Below are 20,996 nucleotides of genomic sequence, written 5' to 3' on the forward strand. Positions count from 1 at the left end.
GCAGCATCGTGCACCAGGCCCGCCCGTCACGACTGCGGACGGGTGGTCACGTCCCCGTGGAGGGTGGGTGCGCGGCTCCCGGGAGATCTAGGGTCGCCTCGGTACGGCTGGCCACGCTGTCGTCCTGACGGGTGCTCCGGGTCGATGTCGCGGGGACGTCTAGATCCCGAGGATCGCCTTCGCGACCGAGAAGTAGATGATGAGGCCCGTCGTGTCGACGAACGTCGAGATGAAGGGCGCGGAGACGATGGCGGGGTCGATGCCGACGCGGCGGGCGACCATCGGGACGGTGGAGCCGACCGTCGTGGCCAGCGCGCACACGCACACCACCGTCAGGGCGAGGACGGCGGCGATGTCGGTGCCCGCCACCAGCGCTGCCGGGCCGAACCCGACCAGGGCGAGGGTGAGGCCGAGGAGCAGGCCGGTGAGCAGCTCGCGGCCCACCACCCGCGCCAGGTCGATCGGTCGGACGTCACCGACCGCCATGGCCCGCACGACCGTCGTCGCGGCCTGCGAGCCCGCGTTGCCGCCCGTGCCGATGAGGAGCGGGATGAACAGCGCGAGGGCGACGACGGCGTCCAGCTCCGCCTCGAAATGGCTCTGCACCCCGACCGTCAGGGTCGCGGCGACGATGAGCGCGAACAGCCACACGATCCGGGTCCGGACGAGGCCGAGCACCGAGACCGAGAGGTACGGGCGGCGCAGCGGCTCCGAGCCGCCCACGCGGGCGGAGTCCTCGTCGTCCTCGGCCTCGAGCACGCGCATCGCGTCGTCCACGGTGAGGATGCCGAGCAGCCGGTCCTCGTCGTCGACGACCGGGACGCCGACGTACCCGCCGTCGCGCACGACGTTCGCCGCGTCCTCCTGGTCGTCCGTGGCGCGCACGGTCGTCGGCTCGGACATGACGTCGTCGACGCGTGCGTCGGGGTCGCTCAGCAGCAGGCGGCGCAGGGAGACCACGCCGTCGACCCGCCGGCCCGGGCCCACGACGGGCACGGAGTAGATCGTCTCCACCTCGTCCCCGAGGCCGCGCAGGCGGTCCAGCGCCTCCGCGACCGTCACGCCGCTCGGCAGCGCGGCGACCTGGGGCGACATCCGGCGCCCGGCGCTGTCCTCGGGGTAGCCGAGCAGGACGGTCGTCGCCGCGCGCTCGCGGGGCGTCAGCCCCGCCAGGAGCTTCGTCGCGACACCGGCCGGGAGCTCGTCGAGGAGCGGGGCTCGGTCGTCCGGGTCGAGCTCGGCGAAGATCTCCGCCGTCGCCTCGTCCCGCAGCGCCGCGACCAGCTCGCGCTGCAGCGCGGGGTCGAGGTCCTCGAAGACCTCGAACGCCCGCCCCTTCGGCAGCAGCCGGAACGCCACCGCGCGGTCGCCGCGACCCATCCGGCCGAGCTCGTCGACGACGTCGGGCACGTCGAGCGCCGCCAGCCTCGCCTGCAGGGACGGGAGGTCGGGCGAGCCGGGGTGCTCGGGGTGCTCGGGGTGCGGCACGACGCTCCTCCTCCGGTCGGGGTGCTGGCTGGCTGCCGCGACGACCCTACTGCCCGAGGTCGGCGCCCGCCCGGACGCCCGTGACACCGGCACGGCCGTCCGGACCTCGACCCGATCCCTCCACCTGCTCGCCGGCGCCGCTCGGGAGCGTCCGCGCCCGGTGGCGGCGACGTCGTCGGAGGGTCGTGATCGCGACGCCGAGGAGCAGCACCGCGCCGCCGCCGGCCTCCGCGGCGTTCGGGACCTCGCCGAGGACCCACCATGCCATGAGGATCCCCACGACGGGGACCAGCATGGTGAACGGCACGACCGCCGACGCCGGGTAGCGGCCGAGCAGCGTGTTCCAGATGCCGTAGCCCACCAGGCTGGCCAGCCAGGCCGTGTACGCCGTGGACAGCAGCGGCGCGAGCGTGAGGTGGGTCAGCGCGTGACCCACCGCGGCGGGCCCGTCGACGACGAGCGACAGCGCGACCATCGGCACCGGGACGACGAGCGCCGACCAGACCGTCATCGAGAGCCCTGCCAGCGCGGCCGGCTCGGTGGGCAGGGCGGTGCCGGCGACGGCAGGGCGCGCGCTCCCCGTCCGGCGGGAGATCACGTTCCCGATCGCCCACGAGGCCGCCGCCGCGAGCGTGAGCACGAACGCCAGGGCCGGTGTCGCCGCGCTGCGCCCGAGGCCGACGACGAGGAGCCCGGCGCCGCCGACGACGACGCCGACGAGCTGGGCGCGCGTCGGCACCTCGCGCAGCGCCATCGCGGCGAACAGCACGGTCAGCCCGACCTGCGCCTGCAGGACGAGCGACGCGAGACCGGGCGGCATCCCGAGCGCCAGCGCCGTGTACAGCAGCCCGAACTGCCCCAGGCTCATGAAGGCCCCGACGAGCAGGACGTCGCGCCAGCGCGCCGCCGGGCGGGGGACGAGGAAGACCGCGGGCACCAGGACGGCGACGAAGCGCATCGCGAGGAACAGCGTCGGCGGGACGTCGCCGAGCCCGAGGTCGATCACCACGAAGTTCGCGCCCCACACGACGGCGACCAGCACGGCGAGGAGGGTGTGGCGCAGGGGCATGCCCCGATCCTGCGGCCACGCGACCGTGCACGTCCAGCGAGTATTCGTGCCGTGTTCTCGGTAGCATCGCTGCATGATCGATCTCGGTGCCGTCGAGGCGCTCATCGCCGTCGAGCGCGCGGGCTCCGTCCACGGGGCGGCGGCGGACCTCGGCTTCACCCCGTCCGGCGTCTCCCAGCAGATCAAGCGGCTCGAGCGCGACCTCGACACGCGCCTGCTCGACCGCGCCGGTCGCGGCGTCGTCCTCACCGCCGCCGGCCGCCGTGTCGTCGAGGAGGGCCGGACGCTGCGGGACCAGGTCGAGTCCCTGCGCTCGCGGCTGCACGCCGCGGGGGAACGCCCGTCGGGGACCGTGCGGCTCGGGGCGTTCTCCACGGCCGTGCGCGGGATCGTGGCGCCCCTCGTCCAGGTCGTGCGCGCCGACGCCCACGACCTGCGGCTCGTCGTGCGCGAGGTCGAGCCGTGGGACGCCGTCGCCGAGGTCGCGGCGGGCCGGCTCGACCTGGCGCTCGTGCACCGCTGGGAGGGGGTGGGCCTCGCGATCCCGCCCGCGCTGCGCTCGGAGGAGCTCTTCCGCGACGAGGCGGACGTGCTGGTCCACCGTGAGAGCCCGCTCGCCGCCCGTGACCGGCTCGTCCCGCGTGACCTGCTCGACGAGACGTGGGTCTGCACGCCCGACGGGACGATCTGCTACGAGTGGTTCTGCCACATGTTCGCGCGCGAGGCCCGCGTGCCGCGCATCGACTTCCGGTCGCTGGAGTTCGCCTCGCACGTCGAGCTCGTGGCGCGCGGCCTCGCCGTCGCGCTCGTGCCCCGGCTCGGCCGCGGGCCCCTGCCGGCCGAGGTCGTCGCCGTGCCGGTCGGCGAACCGGTGCCGACCCGGCCCGTCAGCGCCGTCTGGCGCGCGACCATGACGGCCGCCCCCGCGGTGCGATACCTGCGCGAGAGCCTGCGGGACGTCGTCGGGTCGTCCGCGGGCGGAACTCGCGACCGCCCCCGGCCGTTGGACGAGGACACGACAGAGACGACCCGGAGGACCAGGACGCGCGGCCGGGAGCCGCGCGACGACGTGGAGGTGGCATGACGAACGAGGCGCGCACGACGACCGGCCCGGACGGCGAGCTCTCGACCGAGCACCCCGTCGACCCGCGGGCGATCGCGATCACGGGACTCACGACGCTCGCCTGGTACGCCGTGCCGGACGTCGTCCGGCACCGGGGTGCGCGCGCCCTGCTGAAGACGGGGGTGCTCGTCGCGGGCGGCGTCCTGTCCACCACGTCGACGATCGAGGGCCGCCGCGCCCGCGAGGCGTTCGGGTCGCTGCGCGAGACCCTGCCCGCCGACCCGACCGCCGACCCTGCTGTCTCGGTGCCCGAGCGCGAGGAGCCTGACGCGGACACGACGGGACGTGGCCGGGAGACCGGCCCGTCCCCGGTGGCGATCGGCGCGGCGACGCTCGGCGTCGTGGCGGGGTCGGTGGCGCTCGCGGTCGCGGGCGAGAAGTGGCTCTACCGGCGCGGCGAGCGGCTCCGCGCCCGTGGGACCCGCCTCCCGCACACGCGGGTCGCGCTCGCGTCCGCGGTCGTGGCGGGGGCGCTGGCAGCGCTCGAGCCCTTCGCCTGGAAGGGTGCCGAGCGCTTCGGCACGCCCCGGTAGACTGGGCCCCGCGCCGTCGTGCGCCCCCTTCCGCGCCCACCCGAGGGAACCGATGACTGCCCAGGCACCCCAGGCTTCCGCACGCCCCGCCGCGCGTCCGGCTGCTCGTCCGACGCTCGACACCGTCGAGCACGCCACCGCCACGCCCGACGAGGTCCAGCCGTTCGCCGAGCTCGGCCTCAAGCCCGACGAGTACCAGCGCATCCGCGACATCCTGGGGCGTCGTCCCACGGCCGCGGAGCTCGCAATGTACTCGGTCATGTGGTCGGAGCACTGCTCCTACAAGTCCTCGAAGGTGCACCTGAGCACGTTCGGCGCGAAGACGACCGACGAGATGAAGCAGCACCTGCTCGTCGGCATCGGTGAGAACGCGGGCGTCGTCGACATCGGTGACGGCTGGGCCGTGACGTTCAAGGTGGAGTCGCACAACCACCCGTCGTTCGTCGAGCCCTACCAGGGCGCCGCGACGGGCGTCGGCGGCATCGTGCGCGACATCATCTCGATGGGCGCGCGCCCGGTCGCCGTCATGGACCAGCTGCGCTTCGGCGCCGTCGACCACCCTGACACGGCGCGCGTGGTGCACGGCGTCGTGAGCGGCGTCGGCGGCTACGGCAACTCCCTCGGCCTGCCGAACATCGGCGGCGAGCTCGTCTTCGACGCGTCCTACCAGGGCAACCCGCTCGTCAACGCGCTGTGCCTCGGCGTCCTGCGCCACGAGGACATCCACCTCGCCAACGCGTCGGGTACCGGCAACAAGGTCATCCTCTTCGGTGCGCGCACGGGCGGCGACGGCATCGGCGGCGCGTCGATCCTCGCGTCGGAGACGTTCGAGGACGGTGTCCCCGCCAAGCGCCCGAGCGTGCAGGTCGGTGACCCCTTCATGGAGAAGGTGCTCATCGAGTGCTGCCTCGAGCTCTACGCCGCGAAGGTCGTCGAGGGCATCCAGGACCTCGGCGCCGCGGGCATCTCGTGCGCGACGAGCGAGCTCGCCTCCAACGGTGACGGCGGGATGCACGTGTGGCTCGACGACGTCCTGCTGCGCGACCCGACGCTCAACGCCGGCGAGATCCTCATGTCGGAGTCGCAGGAGCGCATGATGGCGGTCGTCGCGCCCGACAAGCTCGACGAGTTCCTCGCCATCACGGCGAAGTGGGACGTCGAGACCGCCGTCATCGGCGAGGTCAACGGCTCCGGCCGACTGACGATCGACCACCACGGCCAGCGGATCGTGGACGTCGACCCCAAGACGGTCGCCCACGAGGGCCCGGTCTACCACCGCCCCTACGCGCGCCCGGCGTGGCAGGACGGCCTCAACGCCGACACGGTCTCGGGGCCCGACGGCGCGGCGCGCCTCGAGCGCCCGTCCTCGGCCGACGAGCTGCGCGCCACCGCGCTGCGCCTGCTCGCCTCCCCGAACCTCGCTTCCAAGGAGTGGGTGACGAACCAGTACGACCGGTTCGTCCAGGGCAACACCGCGCTCGCGCAGCCCGACGACTCGGGCGTGATCCGCGTCGACGAGTCCACCGGGCTCGGCGTCGCGCTCGCGACCGACGCGAACGGCCGGTACGGCAAGCTCGACCCCCGCACCGGCGCCCAGCTCGCGCTCGCCGAGGCGTACCGCAACGTCGCCACGACGGGCGCCCGGCCGCTCGCGGTCACGGACTGCCTGAACTTCGGCTCGCCCGAGGACCCGGACTCGATGTGGCAGCTCGTCGAGGCGATCGAGGGCCTCGCCGACGCCTGCGCCGAGCTCGGCGTCCCCGTCACCGGCGGCAACGTCTCCCTGTACAACGGCACCGGCGAGGCCGGGCAGATCGACTCGTCCATCCACCCCACCCCCGTCGTCGGGGTGCTCGGTGTGCTGGACGACGTCGCGCACGCCACGCCCTCGGGCTGGCGCGAGGCGGGGGAGTCGATCTTCCTGCTCGGCACGACCCGAGGCGAGCTCGACGGGTCGGCGTGGGCCGACGTCGTGCACTCCCACCTCGGCGGTGTCCCGCCGCGCGTGGACCTCGCCGCGGAGAAGGCGCTCGCCGGGGTGCTCGTCAACGCGAGCCGCGACGACCTCGTCACCGCCGCGCACGACCTGTCCGAGGGCGGGCTCGTCCAGGGTCTGCTCGAGGCGTCGCTGCGCTTCGGCGTCGGCGCCAAGGTCTCGATCGACGGCATCGCCCAGCGTGACGGCGTCACCCCCTTCGAGGCGCTGTTCTCCGAGTCGACGGCCCGCGTGCTCGTCGCGGTGCCGCACGCGAACGGCCGCAGCGCCGAGTCGCAGCTCGTCGACGCGTGCGTCGCGCGCGGCGTGCCGTACCTGAAGATCGGCGAGACCGGCACCGACCCCGCGCAGGCGTCCGAGACGGGCGAGGCGCTCGAGATCGAGGGCCTGTTCACGATCGGCCTCGACGAGGCCGACGCGGCCTTCCGCGCGACCCTGCCGGGCATCTTCGGCTGAACCGGGGCACTCCCGCGGAGCGATCACGTCGTTCCGCGGGAGGTCCTGTGAAGAGGGGCGTCCCGGCGCCCGCCACGCCGGTCCGACCTGACATCCTGCGCGCATGAGCAGCGACCGGTCCGTCCCGACGTCCTCCGCGCCGTCACCCTCCTCGCCGGCCCCCGTGGTGGCAGCCCCCGTCGTGCGCGCGGACGGCTCGTCGCGGCGTCGGCGCCCGGGCGGGCGTCCGCTGGGTCTTGTGCTCTGGGCGGCGGCGGTCCCCGTCGTGGGGGTCGCGGTGGTCCGCGCGGTCCCGTACGACGGCGTCACCCCGCTCGCGCAGGTCGTCGGGGTCACGCCGTGGGCGGCGCTGGGCGCGGTCGTGGTGCTCGTGGCGGCGCTGGTGGCCCGGCGCCGGGCCCTCGCCGGCCTGCTGGGCGTGGCGACCGTCGCGTACGCGGCCTGGCTGGTCCCGTTCGTCGTCCCCGGCCCGGGGATCGACCCCGACGCCGGCCCCACGGTCCGGGTCCTGGCGGTCAACGCGTACTTCGGGCAGGCGGACGCCGCTGCGGTCGTGCGGATGGTCCACGAGCAGGACGTCGACGTGCTGACGGTCGTCGAGCTGACGACGGACTTCGAGGCACGGCTCGAGGCCGCCGGTATCGCGGACGTCCTGCCGCACCACGTGGACGCCAAGGTGGGGACCGGATCAGCGGGCAGCGGGCTGTGGAGCGCGACCGAGCTCCACGACCCCGACACGACCGAGTTCTCGACGTTCGCCATGCCGTCCGCCCTCGTGGACGTCGGGGGCACGCCGGTGCGCGTCACGGCGGTCCACCCCGTCCCGCCGCTGCCCGAGATCACGCACGTGTGGCACGAGGAGACCGCGCTGCTCGCCGAGCGCGCCCACGCCGACGACACCCCGCAGATCCTCGCGGGCGACTTCAACGCCACCCACGACCACGCCTCGTTCCGGGCGCTCCTCGGCGACCGGTTCCACGACGCCACCCGCACCGCGGGGCACGGGCTGAACCTCTCCTGGTCGCACGGTGCGGGTAACCTCCCGCTGCTCGACCTCGACCACGTGGTGACCGAGCGGACCATGGCGATCGACGACGTCGTCTCCCTCACCGTGCCCGGCTCCGACCACAAGGCGCTCGCCGTGACGGTGCAGGTGCCCGCCTCGTCCTGAGGGCGGGTGGGCGGCGCCTGCTGACCGGCGCGGGTGCTGCGGGCCCGCCTCGATCCCTGGAAACGCGCGACCTTCGACCGTACGATCGAAGGAACCCTGCGTGCAGAGGACGGCGACGATGACGTGGCTCTTCCTGGTCGACGGAGCGGCCCGAGCGGCCGCCCGCATCGCCGCGCGCTGGACGCAGCCCGCCGGGACCCGTGCCAGGACACGTGGTGGCGAAGAGATCGACCCGATCGTCACGCTCGAGCTCCAGGTCCGCCTCAGCGAGCTCGCGGACGAGATGCGCCGGATCGAGCAGGATCCCGTGCTCTACGGCCGGGCGCACCACTACCTCGCCGTCCAGGGTGCGTACGACGCGCTGCTGCGCGACGCCTGCCGTCTCACGGGCCTGCCGGTGGAGGACGTCCCGCTGCGCGCCGGGCTGCGCGTCGGGGACGACGAGCGCTTCCGGGAGGAGCTCGAGCTGAGTGCTCGCGGCTGGTCCTGGTGAGCCGTCTCCTGTAGTGGGACGCCTGTACCGGAAGCGTGCACGACGTCGTAGCGTCCTCGGGAGGCGGGCCACGCCCGCGTCCGCGACGGTGGCCCCGCGAGAAGGAGGCTCCATGGACGCCAGGCTGCAGTCCGCGTTCGACGAGGTGATCGCCCGCAACCCCGGCGAGACCGAGTTCCACCAGGCGGTGCGCGAGGTCTTCGACTCGCTCGGGCCGGTGCTGCGCAAGCACCCGCAGTACGTCGAGGCCGCCGTGCTCGAGCGGATGTGCGAGCCCGAGCGGCAGATCATCTTCCGGGTGCCGTGGGTGGACGACGCGGGCCAGGTCCGCATCAACCGGGGCTTCCGGGTCGAGTTCAGCTCGGTGCTCGGCCCCTACAAGGGCGGGCTGCGGTTCCACCCGTCGGTCTACCTCGGGATCGTCAAGTTCCTGGGCTTCGAGCAGGTCTTCAAGAACTCGCTCACGGGGATGCCACTGGGCGGCGGCAAGGGCGGCGCCGACTTCGACCCGCGCGGCCGGTCCGAGGGCGAGATCATGCGGTTCTGCCAGTCGTTCATGACCGAGCTCTACCGCCACCTCGGCGAGCACACCGACGTCCCGGCAGGGGACACGGGTGTGGGCGGCCGGGAGATCGGGTACCTCTTCGGGCAGTACAAGCGCATCACCAACCGCTACGAGTCGGGGGTGCTGACCGGCAAGGGCGTCACCTGGGGCGGGTCGCTCGTGCGGACCGAGGCCACCGGGTTCGGCACCGTGCTGTTCACCGAGCGGATGCTCGCGGCGCACGGACGCTCCCTCGACGGCCTGCGGGTCGTGGTCTCGGGGTCCGGCAACGTCGCGGTGCACGCGATCGCCAAGGCGCAGGAGCTCGGTGCGCGGGTGATCGCCTGCTCCGACTCCGCCGGCTACGTCGTCGACGAGCGGGGCATCGACGTCGAGCTGCTGCGCGACGTCAAGGAGCGCGAGCGCGGACGCGTCGCCGACTACGCCGAGCGCCGCCAGGGCGCGGCGTTCGTCGCCGGTGGCAGCATCTGGGACGTCCCGACCGACGTCGCCCTGCCCTGCGCGACGCAGAACGAGCTCGACGAGGACCAGGCCAAGCGCCTGCTCTCCCAGGGTGTGATCGCGGTCGCCGAGGGCGCCAACATGCCCACGACGCGCCGGGCCGCAGCCCTCCTGCAGGACTCGAAGGTGCTCTTCGCCCCGGGCAAGGCCGCGAACGCCGGGGGAGTGGCGACGTCGGCCCTCGAGATGCAGCAGAACGCGTCGCGCGACTCGTGGACGTTCGAGCACACCGAGGACCGTCTCGCCCAGATCATGGCGGGCATCCACGACCGCTGCCTCGAGACCGCGGACGAGTACGGCACGCCCGGCAGCTACGTGGCCGGTGCGAACATCGCGGGCTTCACCAAGGTCGCCGACGCCATGCTCGCCCTCGGGGTCGTCTGAGCGGTCGTCCGACGGTCTTCTGCACCGGAGGTCGTCTACGCTGACCGGAGCCCGGGGCCTGTGCGAGAGCCCCGGCCTGACGGTGGGAGCGGCAACGGTGCAGAACGACGTGCGGAACGACGGCCTGGTGGACGGACCGGCCGGTGGCCAGGACGACGGCCAGGCCGGGCAGGACGCCACCACGGTGGCGCTCGAGCTCGCGGTGCAGGACCCTGCCGGCGCGCAGGTCGCCACCGAGGTCGGGGCGCTGCGCGTGGAGCTGTGCTCCGCGCTGGGCGCGACAGGCGGGATCACGCCGAGCATGGGACTGATCGAGGCGACCCTCGCCGCCGCGGACGCCGGCGTCGAGGTGCACCCGCTGGTGCGGCCCCGCCCCGGCGGCTTCGTCTACTCCGCGGCTGAGCTGGAGATCCAGGTGCGGGACGTCAAGGCCGCCGTCGCCGCCGGGGTCCACGGGGTGGTGGTCGGCGCGCTCACGCCCGACGGTCTCGTCGACGAGGGGGCCGTCCGCGCGCTCGTGGCCGCGGCCGACGGCCGGGAGGTCACCTTCCACCGGGCGATCGACGTCGTGGCGGGCGAGGCCGCGGTCGTGACCGCGCTCGACCTGCTGGTCGAGCTCGGCGTGACCCGTGTCCTGACGTCGGGTGGCGCCGCCCGCAGCATCGACGGGCTGGAGCGGCTGCGGCTCATGGCGCAGCACGCTGACGGCCGGATCCAGGTCATGGCCGGGGGCGGCGTGCGGATCGAGGACGTTCCCGACCTCGTGGCCGCCGGGGTGGACGCCATCCACCTCTCGGCCAAGGCGACCGTGGCCGACGACGGCGGTCCGGGCGGCGGGGGCGACGACGGCTACGAGGTGACCGACCCGCGCGTGGCGTTCGCCGCCGCGACGGCGCTCGCGGACGCCGGGGTCGCGGCGGGTTCGCAGCCCGTCTGAGCACTTCTCGCTAGACATCGGATGTCTTGTGGCGATTCGGCGTGCTCACGGGCTATAGTGCGAGTCTGTTGCCCGATACATCGGATCTTTAATCGAGATCGACCGAAGATCTGCTGCGAGCCCCGAGGAGCCTCCCATGACGCAGCCCCTGGCCTCGGCCGTCTGGTCACCGCCGCTCGGGCCCGTCCACCCGGACGGGCTCGAGCAGCCGCGCATCGCGATCGCCGGGATCGCGATCGAGTCGAGCACGTTCTCCCCGCACGTGAGCGGGTGGGAGGCGTTCCGCGTCCGGCGGGGGAGCGAGCTCCTCGACCGGTACGAGTTCCTCGCGCCGGGCACCCCCCGCGGTGACGCCGCCCGGTGGGTACCGCTCCTGCACGGCCGCTCGCTGCCCGGAGGCGCGGTCGACGCCGACGTCTACCGCGCGATGCGCGACGAGATCGTCGCCGGGATCGTCGCCGAGACCGACCGGCACGGACCTCTCGACGGGATGTACCTCGACCTCCACGGGGCTATGAGCGTCGTCGGGATGGCGGACGCCGAGGCCGACCTGGCGACGGCCGTGCGCGCCGCGCTCGGGCCGGACACCCTCGTCTCGGCCTCGATGGACCTGCACGGCAACGTCTCGGCCGAGCTCGCCCAGCAGGTCGATCTCCTCACCTGCTACCGGATGGCCCCGCACGAGGACGAGGTCAACACCCGCGAACGGGCCGTCCACCACCTGCTCGAGCGCCTGCGCGGGGCGCACGGCACCGACCCGGTCGCCCGTCGCCCCTGGCAGGCGTGGGTCCAGGTACCGGTGCTGCTGCCCGGTGAGAAGACGAGCACCCGGATCGAGCCCGCGCTCGGCCTCTACGAGCGGGTTCCCGCCGTGCAGGCGCTCGACGGCGTGCTCGACGCAGGTATCTGGATCGGGTACGCCTGGGCCGACGAGCCGCGGTGCCAGGCCGCCGTCGTCGTCACGGGCGACGACCAGGAGGTGATCGCCCGCGAGGCGCGCGAGCTCGCCGAAGCGTTCTGGGCCGCGCGGCGCGACTTCGCGTTCGTCGCGCCGGCTCTGCCGCTCGACCGGTGCCTCGACGTGGCGCTCGGTCGGCCCGCCGACGCGCCTCGGCCGTTCGTCGTCTCGGACTCCGGCGACAACCCGACCGCCGGTGGCGCCGGCGACGTCACCTGGACCCTCGGCGAGCTCCTCGAGCACCCGCGCCTGCAGGACGGGCTCGTCACGGTCGTGCACGCGTCGGTGTTCGACCCGGCCGTGGTCGCGGTGGCCGAGGCCGCCGGGGTCGGCGGGCATGTGGACGTGCACGTGGGCGGGCGCGTCGACGGGCGGTCGCGGGGGCCGGTCCGGCTGGCCGGTGAGGTGTACTCCGTCACGCCCGGGGACCCCGACGGCGGCACGGTCGTCGTGATCCGTCGCGGCGGGCTCTTCGCGATCGTGACCGAGCGGCGCAAGCCCTACCACCACCTCCGGGACTTCACCGCGCTCGGGATCGACCCGCACCGCGTGGACGTGCTCGTCGTGAAGATCGGCTACCTCGAGCCGGAGCTCTACGACCTGGCGGCCGACTGGCGTCTCGCCCTCACGCCGGGCGGCGTCGACCAGGACCTGCTGCGGCTCGGCCACCGGGAGGTCGTCCGACCGCTGTTCCCGTTCGACCCGGACATGGCCGACCCCGACCTGACGCCCGTGCTGCGACGCCGCGGCGCATAGTCATCTGACGTTTGTATCCCTCCGGATCTTCAAGGACACCGATGATCACCTTCGAGCACCGTGTCGGCCCCGTCTTCGAGGGCGCCGACGCCCCGCAGTACCCCGACCTGCACGTCCCCGAGTGGTTCCGGGATGCCAAGCTCGGGTTCTTCGTCCACTGGGGCATCTACTCGGTGCCGGCCTGGGGGACACCGCACGCGGAGGGCACCGTCGCCGAGGAGGACGCCTACGCCCACCACCAGTATGCCGAGTGGTACGCCAACACCGTGCGGATCACCGGCAGCCCCACGCGCCGTCGGCACGAGGAGCTCTACGGCGTCGGGACGACGTACGAGGACCTGGCCGACCGGTGGGACGTCACCGGGTTCGACGCGACCCGGCTGGTGGGCGACCTCGTCGACGCGGGTGGCCGCTACGTGGTGCCGACGACCAAGCACCACGACGGGTTCGCGCTCTGGGACACGTCCACGACCCCGTTCAACGCGGTGCGGCGCGGCCCGCGCCGGGACCTCGTGCGCGAGATCGCCGAGGCCACGCGCGCCGCCGGCGCCCGCCTCGGACTCTACTTCTCCGGGGCGCTGGACTGGCACGTCTCCGAGCTCGCCCCGATCGAGTCGTCCACCGACCTGTTCCGCTCGCGCCGCAACGACCCCGCGTTCGCGCGCTACGCGGCCGCGCAGCTGCGCGAGCTCGTGACCCGGTTCGCCCCGGACGTGCTGTGGAACGACATCGACTGGCCCGACGACGGCAAGTCCGGTGCGCCCTACGCCCTCGCCGCGCTGTTCCGCGAGTACCTCGAGGCCGTTCCCCACGGGGTGGTGAACGACCGGTGGGGCGTGCCGGTCCACGGCTACCTCACGCGTGAGTACACGCACGTCCCCGACATCCTGCCCACGCCGTGGGAGGCCACGCGGGGCCTCGGGTGGTCGTTCGGCTACAACGCGGCCGAGGGCCCCGAGCACACGATCGGGGAGACCGAGCTCATCCACCTGCTCGTCGACGTGGTGAGCAAGAACGGGAACCTGCTCCTCAACGTCGGGCCCCGCGCGGACGGCTCGATCCCACCGCTGCAGCGTGACCGCCTCGCGCACCTCGGTCGCTGGCTCGCGACGAACGGCGAGGCCGTCTACGGGACCCGGCCGTGGGTGCGGCACGGCGACACCCCGGCCCACGCGGTGACGGGCGCACCCGACACGACGGCGAGCCGCGTGTCGTACACCCGCCGTGACGGCGAGGTGTTCGTGCACGTGCTGGACCCGGGCCGCGGTCGCGTCCTGCTCGCCCCGGAGCTCGACACGGGCCGGCCGGTGCGCTGGCTCGTCGACGGATCCACCGCCCACCGCCGCGCCGACGGCGCGCTCGAGGTGCCCGCCGGCCTGCGCGACGAGAGCGCCGTGGTGCTGCGCGTCGCGACCGCCTGACGGGCCGGCCGGTCGACCACCCGGCGGCCGGCCGCCGGGCGCTCAGTCCGCGAGCAGGTGCGCGGCCGGGTCGGTGAGCACGTGCTGGAGGATCAGGCGCCCGCCGCCGATCACCCCCGCCTCCGGCCCGGTCGTCGCGGGCGTGATGAGGAGGTTCTGCGTCACGAGCGGGTGGCAGCCCTCGTAGAGCTGGCTGCGCACCATCGCCACGAACGGCTCGAGGGTGGACAGGGCGCCGCCGAGGAAGACGGCGTCGGGGTTGACGAAGTTCACGACGGTGCACAGCACCTCCCCGAGGTGGCGCCCGGCCTCGCGGACCAGCGTCGTGACCTCGGGCTCGGCGTCCCGGGCGCGCTCGACGATCTCGGCGGTCGACCGCACGTCGATGCCACGCTCGCGCAGCTCGCGGGCGATCGCAGCGCCGGACGCGATGGTCTCGAGGCAGCCGCGCTTGCCGCACGAGCAGGGGATCTCCCCGGCCGCGCTGACCCGGGAGTGGGTGATGTCCCCGGCCGCACCGTTCGCGCCCCGGTGCAGCTGGCCCGACGCGATGAGCCCGCTGCCGATACCGGTACCGGCCTTGACCGTGACGCTGTGGCGCAGGGGCCGGGGGGACGCGAAGTGCTCGCCCAGCGCCATGAGGTTGACGTCGTTGTCGACGAGGACCGGGACCTGGGCGCGCTCCTCCAGCCACCGGGTCACCGCGAAGCCGTTCCAGCCGGGCATGCGCGCGGGCGACTCGACAGTCCCGGCCTCGACGTCCACGGGGCCCGGCAGCCCGACGGCCATGCCGCGCAGCGTCGTGACCGGGCCGACGGTCGCGGCGAGGTCGAGCGCCGCCGCGAGCACGGACTCCAGCGAGGGAGCGGGCCCGGCGGCGACGTCGACGGGCAGCTCCTGCACGGCGCGCAGGGCACCCGTCAGGTCGACGACCCCGATCCGGGCGTGGGCACCGCCGAGGTCGGCGGCGAGCACGTACCCGCCCTCGGGACGGATGCGCAGGAGGCGCGGTCGCCGTCCGCCGCGCGAGGCGCCGATCCCGCCGTCGTCGACCACGCCGGCGTCCATGAGCTCCTGGACGCGCAGGGAGATGGTGGACGGCGCGAGGGACAGCTCGCGGGCGAGGTCCGCGCGGGACGTGGCGACACCCGCGGAGACGAGCGCAACGATCTGCGAGCTCACCGAGGCGTCCTGCCCGGCGGCGTCGCGCGGGACGGGGAGCGGACCGGTCGACGTCATGGTGGTTCCTTCGCCCTCGAACAAAGTGTGCGAGCCACCATCATGGCGCGGATCGGCCCGCCTCGACACCTGATCGGTGAATGTACTCGAACTGTTACATGATCTTAACGTACTTCGTTCACTTTCTTCGATTCATATGATGTTATGGGTCTGTGCCCGGACGACGGGCGACCGACTCGACGAGGAGAGACCGTGACGCAACCCCCCGTACCCGGTACCGCTGCCGCGGGAGCCGGCGCGCAGCTCGACTGGTTCACGCAGGCGCGCTTCGGGCTCTTCGTCCACTTCGGCCTCTACAGCGTGGCCGCCCGGCACGAGTGGGTCATGACCCGCGAGCAGATCCCCGTCGCCGACTACGAGCGCTACGCCCAGGTCTTCGACCCCGACCGGTTCGACGCCCCCGCGCTGGTGCGCGCCGCCCAGGAGGCGGGGATGGGCTACGTCGTGCTCACCACGAAGCACCACGACGGCTTCGCGCTGTGGGACACCCGCGAGAGCGACTACTCGACGCAGACGACCGTCGGCCGCGACCTCGTGGCCGAGCTCGTCGAGGCGGCGCGGGCAGCCGGGCTGCGGGTGGGCCTCTACCACTCGCTCATCGACTGGCACCACCCGGACTTCACGATCGACTACCACCACCCCCAGCGCGACGCCGCGGACGCCCGCGAGCTCAACGCCGGCAAGGACATGGCGCGGTACCGGGCGTACCTGCACGCCCAGGTGCGCGAGCTGCTCACGGGGTACGGGCAGATCGACTACCTGTTCTTCGACTTCACCTACGCCGAGGACGTCGACGGGTGGCGGGGGAAGTACCCGCAGGACTGGGACGCCGACGGGCTCCTCGCGCTCGTCCGCGAGCTGCAGCCCGGGATCGTCGTCAACGACCGCCTGGGGATCCCCGCCGACCTCGTCACGCCCGAGCAGTACCAGCCCGACGCGCCGATGACCGCGGCGGACGGGACGCCGCAGGTCTGGGAGGGGTGCCAGACCCTCAACGGGAGCTGGGGCTACGACCGGGACAACACCGCCTTCAAGACCCCCGACCTGCTCGTGCGCATGCTGGTCGACACCGTCTCCAAGGACGGCAACCTCCTGCTCAACGTCGGGCCCGACGGTCGAGGTGCCCTCAGCCCGCGCGACGCGGCGACCCTCACCGCGATCGGCGGGTGGATGGACCTGCACCACCGCGCCGTGATCGGCGCCGGGGCGAGCGACGTCCCCGCACCGCCCGCGACCGTCGTCACGCAGCGACCGGGGCGGCTCTACGTGCACCTGCTGGCCTGGCCGTTCGGGCACCTGCACCTGCACCTGTCCGGCCTGGCCGACGACGTCCTGCACGCCCAGCTCCTGCACGACGCGTCCGAGATCCGCACCTCCCGGACCGACCCGTCCCAGGCGGCGTGGAACACGACGCCCGGCGGGCAGCCGCCCGGGACGCTCACCCTGCACCTGCCGACCACCCGACCGGACGTCCTCGTCCCGGTGGTCGAGATCTTCCTCAAGTCCGAGGACGGCGGGGCGACGACGCCCCGCACCTGACCCGGCTCTCCGGCCGCCCGTCAGCGACACCCCACGCAGTACGAGAGAGGAACACCTTCATGCGCATCCCCCAGGCAGTCTCCGTCAGCACGGCGGCGCTCGCCGTGCTCGCCCTCACCGCAGCCTGCGGCTCCGGAGGTTCTGGCAGTTCCGGCGACGCGTCGTCCACGATCGTGTGGGACATGTGGGCCGGCAGCCAGAGCGACATCGACGCGCTCGAGGCGACCCTCGAGATCGTCCGGACCGAGAACCCGGACCTCGAGGTCGAACTGCAGACCGCCCCGTGGAACGACTACTTCACGAAGCTCACGACGAACCTGTCGTCGGGGAACATGGCCTGCGTGACCTCGATGAACGGTCAGCGGTTGTCGGGCTACGCGAGCGCGTTCGAGCCGCTCACCGACGCCGACCTCGAGACCGCGGGCATCGACCCGGCGGACTTCACCGAGGGCTCGCTCGACATCATGTCCTACGACGGCGACCTCTACGGGATCCCCTACGACGTCGCCGCGATGATGGTCTACTTCAACAAGGACCTGCTGGCGGAGGCCGGCACGCCGGACCCCGAGCTCGACTGGACCTTCGACGACTTCGAGGCCACGGCGCAGGGTGCCACGACGGACACGCACAAGGGCTTCGCCGTCGGCATGGGCGAGTTCCAGTGGATGGCGCTGCCCATCGCGCTGTCGGGCAAGCAGCCCGTCGACGAGAGCGGTGCGCTCGCTCTCACCGACCCCGACTTCGAGGCGGCCGCCTCCTGGTACGCCGAGCTCGTGACCGTCGACGAGGTCGCCTCCCCGGCTCCGTCGGCGTCCGACACGGGCTGGGGCGAGAACGAGTACGCGGCCGGCAACGCGGCGATGGCGGTCGACGGCACCTGGAACGCCGTCAGCTACCTGGACAACGAGACCGGCTTCGCCGCCGGCATGACGAACCTGCCCTCGGGCCCCGCGGGCAACACCGCCCTCGTGCTGGGGTCCGGCTACGGCATCGCGAAGGACTGCGAGGACAAGGAGGCCGCGCTGAAGGTGCTGGGCTCCCTGGTGGGCGAGGCCGCCCAGGACGAGATCGCGTCGTCGGGCCGCAGCTACCCGGCGCGGGTCTCCTCCCAGCCGCTGTACTTCGAGTCGCTCGACGAGTCCGTCCGTGACGACGTCCAGGCCGCGTTCGACGCCGCGTTCGCGAACGTCGAGGGTCAGCGCTCCACGAGCGACTGGGACCAGGTGAACACGGCGCTCCAGCCGAGCCTCGTGAGCGTCTACAACGACCAGGCGACCATGGCCGACGTCCTCGCGCAGGTCCAGCAGCAGTTCGGCCAGTGAGGCCGAGGAACCTCGTCCCATGTTCATGACTCGCCAGCAGGCGTCGCGCGGCCGTGGCCGCAGCGCGCTGAGCAAGGTCGAGTCCCGCCAGGCGCTGGGCTTCATGAGCCCGGCCCTGGTGGGGCTCGCCCTCTTCACCATCGTCCCTGTCGGGCTCTCGATCGTCATGAGCCTGTTCCACTGGCCGGCGTTCGGCGACCGGAGCTTCGCCGGCCTGGGGAACTACGAGACGCTCTTCACGCAGAGCCCCGACTTCTGGCCCGCGCTGCGCAACTCGGCGGTCTTCACGCTCCTGTACGTGCCGGCCAACCTCGTCGTCGCGCTCGGCCTGGCCCTCGCGCTCGGTCCGCGGATCCGCGGTCGCGGAGCGTTCCGGGTGCTCTTCTTCATCCCCGTCGTCACACCGATCGTCGCGAACGCCCTCGTGTGGAAGATGCTCCTGCAGCCGCAGGGCCTGTTCAACGGGGTGTCGATGACGGTGTTCGGCTACGAGCTGCCGAACTTCCTGGCGGACCAGAACTGGGCGATGATCATGGTCGTCGTCATGTCCGTCTGGCAGGGCATGGGCTACAACATGCTCATCTTCTCCGCCGCGCTGGAACAGCTTCCGGCGCCCGTGGTGGAGGCGGCCCGCATCGACGGCGCCCAGGGGGTGCGGATGCTGCGCAGCATCGTGCTCCCCATGCTCTCGCCGGCGATCTTCTTCGCCACGGTGATGACCGTCATCACGGCCCTGCAGGTCTTCGCCCAGCCCCAGCTGCTCACGGGTGGGGGGCCGGGGAACGCGACCATGCCGCTCGTCCAGTTCATCTACAACCAGGGCTTCCGGTTCCAGGACCTCGGCCTGGCCGCTGCCGCGGCATGGGTGCTGTTCGTCCTGATCATCCTGTTGACCGCGTTCCAGTTCCGGGCGCAGAAGCGGTGGGTGCACTATGAGCACTGAGGCACTCGACACCCGCGTCGCCGGGCAGCGTTCCGGGTGCGTGCGGCTCGTCCTCGCCCACGTCGGCGTGGTGCTCGCGGCGGCGATCTTCATCATGCCGCTCGTCTACGCGTTCTTCTCGGCCCTCAAGCCGAACACCGAGATCTTCTCGATGCCCCCGACGCTCGTCGGGTCCGAGGTCCGGTGGAGCAACTTCGTCGACGTGTTCACCTACGGGCCGTTCGCGACGTACATCGCGAACTCGTTCTTCGTCGCGCTCTCGGGGACCTTCGTCGTCCTGGTCGTCTCGACGACGGCCGGGTACGCGTTCGGCCGCCTGCGCTGGCGAGGACGGGACGCCATCTTCCTCGTGTTCCTCGTGACGCTCATGGTCCCGCAGGAGGTCCTCGTCGTCCCGATGTTCATCGTCATGCAGTGGTTCGGGTGGGTGGACACCTACCAGTCGCTGATCTTCCCCTTCGCGTTCACCGCGTTCGGGACGTTCCTCATGCGCCAGTTCTTCCGCGGCATCCCGTTCGAGCTCGACGAGGCCGCCCGGGTCGACGGCGCAGGCCCGCTGCGCACGTTCCTGCAGATCATCCTCCCGCTCGCGCGCTCCGCCGTGGCGGTGCTCGCGGTCTTCACGTTCATGGCGTTCTGGAACAGCTACCTCTGGCCGCTCATCACGGTCGTGGACTACCAGTCGCACGGGACGCTCCCGATCGGTCTGGCCACCTTCTCCGGGCAGAACGGGACGCGCTGGGACCTGCAGATGGCGGCTGCGATCATCTCGATGGTCCCGACGACGATCATCGTCATCGCACTGCAGAAGCACCTGGTCAAGGGCATCGCGACGGCCGGGCTCGGGGGGCGCTGAATGGGATCCACGACGACACGGGTCGCAGCGGCACCGACGACCGGGAGCGGACGGCGGGGTGCCGCGCACCGGGCCGTCGCCGGAGTGGACATCGGCGGGACGTCGACCTCCGCGGTCGTCGTCTCCGGCGCCGGCGAGGTGCTCGCGACCGCCCGACGTCGTACCCCGGCCCAGGAGGGCGGGGCCGCCATGTCCCGGGCCGCCGCCGAGGTGGTCCGGGCCGCGCTCCGGGACGCGGGCGGGGGTGACGCGGGCGAGGGTCGGATCGAGCTCGTCGGCGTCGGCGTCGGAGCCGCCGGGGTGATCGACCCCACCACCGGAGCGGTCCTCGCCGCCTCCGACTCGTTCCACGACTGGGTCGGGCACCCCCTCGTGGCCGAGCTCGAGGCGGCGCTCGCGGTCGGCGTCGTCGTCGAGAACGACGTCAACGCGTTCGTCTCGGGAGAGCGGGCGCACGGCGCGGTGAGCGGGGTCGACGACGTCCTGGGGATCACGCTCGGGACGGGAGTCGGCGGGGCGCTCGTGCTCGACGGGACGCTGCGCCGCGGCCCGCACGGCGGCGCGGGGGAGATCGGGCACGTCCCGGGGTTCGGTGACCTGCCGTGCACCTGCGGGCAGCGAGGTCATCTCGAGACGCTCGCCTCCGGCCTGTCGATCGCCCGCCGGTACGCCGAGCGGCGCCTCGCCCACGGCATGTCGTCCCCGCCCGAGGGATGGACCGCTGCCGAGGTCGCGGCCCGGGCCCGTTCGGGGGACCTCGCCGCGCGCGCCGTGGTCGAGGAGGCCGGCCTCGCGGTCGGGTGCGCCGCGGTGATGGTCGCCACGCTGGTCGACGTGACCGAGGTCGTGGTCGGAGGCGGTGTCGCGCAGGCATGGGACCTCCTGGCACCCGCGATCCGCCGGGGGATCGACGCGCGACCGCCCGTCTCGGGCGCCGAGGTGCGCGTTCACCGCTCGTCGCTCGGCGCCGACGCCGTGGCGCTCGGCGCTGCCGCGGTGGCGGCCGCACGCATCGGCGTCTGACCCCGCGCTCCACGCCTCGACACCGCACGGCCCGCAGGATCCTGCGGGCCGTGCGGTGTCGTGCCCCTGGTCGCGGTCGGCCGGGCGTGGGCGCAGGAGTCGAGCGTGTTTCAGTTAGGTAACTTTCCTGATGTATTCTCCGACTGCGGATGAGAATTCGTTAGTGTTCCTGCACAAGCCCTCCCGGGCCCACCGCAGACAGACGCGAGGACGCGTCGACCAC

17 protein-coding genes are annotated in these 20,996 nt (G+C 73.0%); 14 read left to right on the forward strand and 3 right to left on the reverse strand.

What is annotated here, in order from left to right; translation table 11 throughout:
* Positions 1-159 precede the first annotated feature (159 nt).
* Together mgtE and OHL10_RS00755 are read right to left on the reverse strand one after the other, a co-directional pair.
* Positions 160-1,488 carry a magnesium transporter gene (gene mgtE / locus OHL10_RS00750; RefSeq protein WP_265520239.1) on the reverse strand — a complete coding sequence of 443 codons (1,329 nt, stop codon included), beginning with the start codon at positions 1,486-1,488 and terminating at the stop codon, positions 160-162.
* 46 nt (positions 1,489-1,534) lie between these two features.
* The gene (locus OHL10_RS00755; RefSeq protein WP_265520240.1) at positions 1,535-2,557 is read right to left on the reverse strand and encodes an EamA family transporter; all 1,023 of its coding nucleotides are present in this window, start codon (positions 2,555-2,557) and stop codon (positions 1,535-1,537) included.
* Positions 2,558-2,630: 73 nt separating this feature from the next.
* Between OHL10_RS00755 and OHL10_RS00760 the strand changes: the two genes are divergently transcribed.
* The 9 genes from OHL10_RS00760 (at position 2,631) to OHL10_RS00800 (ending at position 13,851) form a co-directional block, all read left to right on the forward strand.
* Entirely contained in the window at positions 2,631-3,641 is a 1,011-nt protein-coding gene (locus OHL10_RS00760) for a LysR family transcriptional regulator (RefSeq protein ID WP_265520241.1), read from the forward strand.
* Positions 3,638-4,213 (forward strand): hypothetical protein, encoded by a 576-nt coding sequence (locus OHL10_RS00765; protein ID WP_265520242.1) that lies wholly within the window; start codon positions 3,638-3,640, stop codon positions 4,211-4,213. Before OHL10_RS00760 ends, OHL10_RS00765 begins: the two co-directional genes overlap by 4 nt.
* Positions 4,214-4,265: 52 nt before the next feature.
* On the forward strand, positions 4,266-6,665 hold the full coding sequence (purL, locus tag OHL10_RS00770; protein WP_265520243.1) for a phosphoribosylformylglycinamidine synthase subunit PurL: 2,400 nt from the start codon (positions 4,266-4,268) through the stop codon (positions 6,663-6,665).
* A 103-nt stretch (positions 6,666-6,768) separates the two neighbouring features.
* Complete coding sequence (locus tag OHL10_RS00775; protein WP_265520244.1) at positions 6,769-7,836, forward strand: endonuclease/exonuclease/phosphatase family protein; 1,068 nt, start codon at positions 6,769-6,771, stop codon at positions 7,834-7,836.
* 118 nt (positions 7,837-7,954) lie between these two features.
* Positions 7,955-8,329, forward strand: a complete 375-nt coding sequence (locus OHL10_RS00780) for a hypothetical protein (RefSeq protein WP_265520245.1) — start codon at positions 7,955-7,957, stop codon at positions 8,327-8,329.
* Positions 8,330-8,441: 112 nt separating this feature from the next.
* Positions 8,442-9,779, forward strand: coding sequence for an NADP-specific glutamate dehydrogenase (gene gdhA, locus OHL10_RS00785; protein WP_265520246.1), 1,338 nt, complete (start codon positions 8,442-8,444; stop codon positions 9,777-9,779).
* Positions 9,780-9,963: 184 nt separating this feature from the next.
* Entirely contained in the window at positions 9,964-10,716 is a 753-nt protein-coding gene (locus OHL10_RS00790; protein WP_265520978.1) for a copper homeostasis protein CutC, read from the forward strand.
* A 136-nt stretch (positions 10,717-10,852) separates the two neighbouring features.
* A complete protein-coding gene (locus OHL10_RS00795) occupies positions 10,853-12,430 on the forward strand; it encodes a M81 family metallopeptidase (protein WP_265520247.1) in 1,578 nt (525 codons plus the stop codon).
* 41 nt (positions 12,431-12,471) lie between these two features.
* On the forward strand, positions 12,472-13,851 hold the full coding sequence (locus OHL10_RS00800) for an alpha-L-fucosidase (protein WP_265520248.1): 1,380 nt from the start codon (positions 12,472-12,474) through the stop codon (positions 13,849-13,851).
* 42 nt (positions 13,852-13,893) lie between these two features.
* Here OHL10_RS00800 and OHL10_RS00805 read toward each other — a convergent pair whose 3' ends face one another.
* Positions 13,894-15,090 (reverse strand): ROK family transcriptional regulator, encoded by a 1,197-nt coding sequence (locus OHL10_RS00805; RefSeq protein ID WP_265520249.1) that lies wholly within the window; start codon positions 15,088-15,090, stop codon positions 13,894-13,896.
* Between the two features lie 192 nt (positions 15,091-15,282).
* On the opposite strand from OHL10_RS00805, the gene OHL10_RS00810 reads away from it, so the two are divergent.
* Genes OHL10_RS00810 through OHL10_RS00830 form a run of 5 tightly spaced genes read left to right on the forward strand, consistent with a single transcriptional unit; the run spans position 15,283 to position 20,773 of the window.
* Complete coding sequence (locus tag OHL10_RS00810) at positions 15,283-16,629, forward strand: alpha-L-fucosidase (RefSeq protein ID WP_265520250.1); 1,347 nt, start codon at positions 15,283-15,285, stop codon at positions 16,627-16,629.
* 59 nt (positions 16,630-16,688) lie between these two features.
* Positions 16,689-17,951 carry an ABC transporter substrate-binding protein gene (locus OHL10_RS00815; protein WP_265520251.1) on the forward strand — a complete coding sequence of 421 codons (1,263 nt, stop codon included), beginning with the start codon at positions 16,689-16,691 and terminating at the stop codon, positions 17,949-17,951.
* Positions 17,952-17,970: 19 nt separating this feature from the next.
* Positions 17,971-18,894, forward strand: a complete 924-nt coding sequence (locus OHL10_RS00820; protein ID WP_265520252.1) for a carbohydrate ABC transporter permease — start codon at positions 17,971-17,973, stop codon at positions 18,892-18,894.
* Positions 18,884-19,750 carry a carbohydrate ABC transporter permease gene (locus OHL10_RS00825; protein ID WP_265520253.1) on the forward strand — a complete coding sequence of 289 codons (867 nt, stop codon included), beginning with the start codon at positions 18,884-18,886 and terminating at the stop codon, positions 19,748-19,750. Before OHL10_RS00820 ends, OHL10_RS00825 begins: the two co-directional genes overlap by 11 nt.
* The gene (locus OHL10_RS00830; RefSeq protein WP_265520254.1) at positions 19,751-20,773 is read left to right on the forward strand and encodes an ROK family protein; all 1,023 of its coding nucleotides are present in this window, start codon (positions 19,751-19,753) and stop codon (positions 20,771-20,773) included.
* Positions 20,774-20,996 lie beyond the last annotated feature (223 nt).

The sequence above is a fragment of the Oerskovia flava genome (assembly GCF_026163685.1).
Lineage (GTDB): Bacteria > Actinomycetota > Actinomycetes > Actinomycetales > Cellulomonadaceae > Oerskovia_A > Oerskovia_A flava.

What these genes read in the sequence shown, in the direction of transcription:
- OHL10_RS00755 (WP_265520240.1), bottom strand. Translation starts at nt 2,557, where the DNA reads ATGCCCCTGCGCCACACCCTCCTCGCCGTGCTGGTCGCCGTCGTGTGG.
- OHL10_RS00760 (WP_265520241.1), top strand. Translation starts at nt 2,631, where the DNA reads ATGATCGATCTCGGTGCCGTCGAGGCGCTCATCGCCGTCGAGCGCGCG.
- OHL10_RS00765 (WP_265520242.1), top strand. Translation starts at nt 3,638, where the DNA reads ATGACGAACGAGGCGCGCACGACGACCGGCCCGGACGGCGAGCTCTCG.
- purL (WP_265520243.1), top strand. Translation starts at nt 4,266, where the DNA reads ATGACTGCCCAGGCACCCCAGGCTTCCGCACGCCCCGCCGCGCGTCCG.
- OHL10_RS00775 (WP_265520244.1), top strand. Translation starts at nt 6,769, where the DNA reads ATGAGCAGCGACCGGTCCGTCCCGACGTCCTCCGCGCCGTCACCCTCC.
- OHL10_RS00780 (WP_265520245.1), top strand. Translation starts at nt 7,955, where the DNA reads ATGACGTGGCTCTTCCTGGTCGACGGAGCGGCCCGAGCGGCCGCCCGC.
- gdhA (WP_265520246.1), top strand. Translation starts at nt 8,442, where the DNA reads ATGGACGCCAGGCTGCAGTCCGCGTTCGACGAGGTGATCGCCCGCAAC.
- OHL10_RS00795 (WP_265520247.1), top strand. Translation starts at nt 10,853, where the DNA reads ATGACGCAGCCCCTGGCCTCGGCCGTCTGGTCACCGCCGCTCGGGCCC.
- OHL10_RS00800 (WP_265520248.1), top strand. Translation starts at nt 12,472, where the DNA reads ATGATCACCTTCGAGCACCGTGTCGGCCCCGTCTTCGAGGGCGCCGAC.
- OHL10_RS00805 (WP_265520249.1), bottom strand. Translation starts at nt 15,090, where the DNA reads ATGACGTCGACCGGTCCGCTCCCCGTCCCGCGCGACGCCGCCGGGCAG.
- OHL10_RS00815 (WP_265520251.1), top strand. Translation starts at nt 16,689, where the DNA reads ATGCGCATCCCCCAGGCAGTCTCCGTCAGCACGGCGGCGCTCGCCGTG.
- OHL10_RS00820 (WP_265520252.1), top strand. Translation starts at nt 17,971, where the DNA reads ATGTTCATGACTCGCCAGCAGGCGTCGCGCGGCCGTGGCCGCAGCGCG.
- OHL10_RS00825 (WP_265520253.1), top strand. Translation starts at nt 18,884, where the DNA reads ATGAGCACTGAGGCACTCGACACCCGCGTCGCCGGGCAGCGTTCCGGG.
- OHL10_RS00830 (WP_265520254.1), top strand. Translation starts at nt 19,751, where the DNA reads ATGGGATCCACGACGACACGGGTCGCAGCGGCACCGACGACCGGGAGC.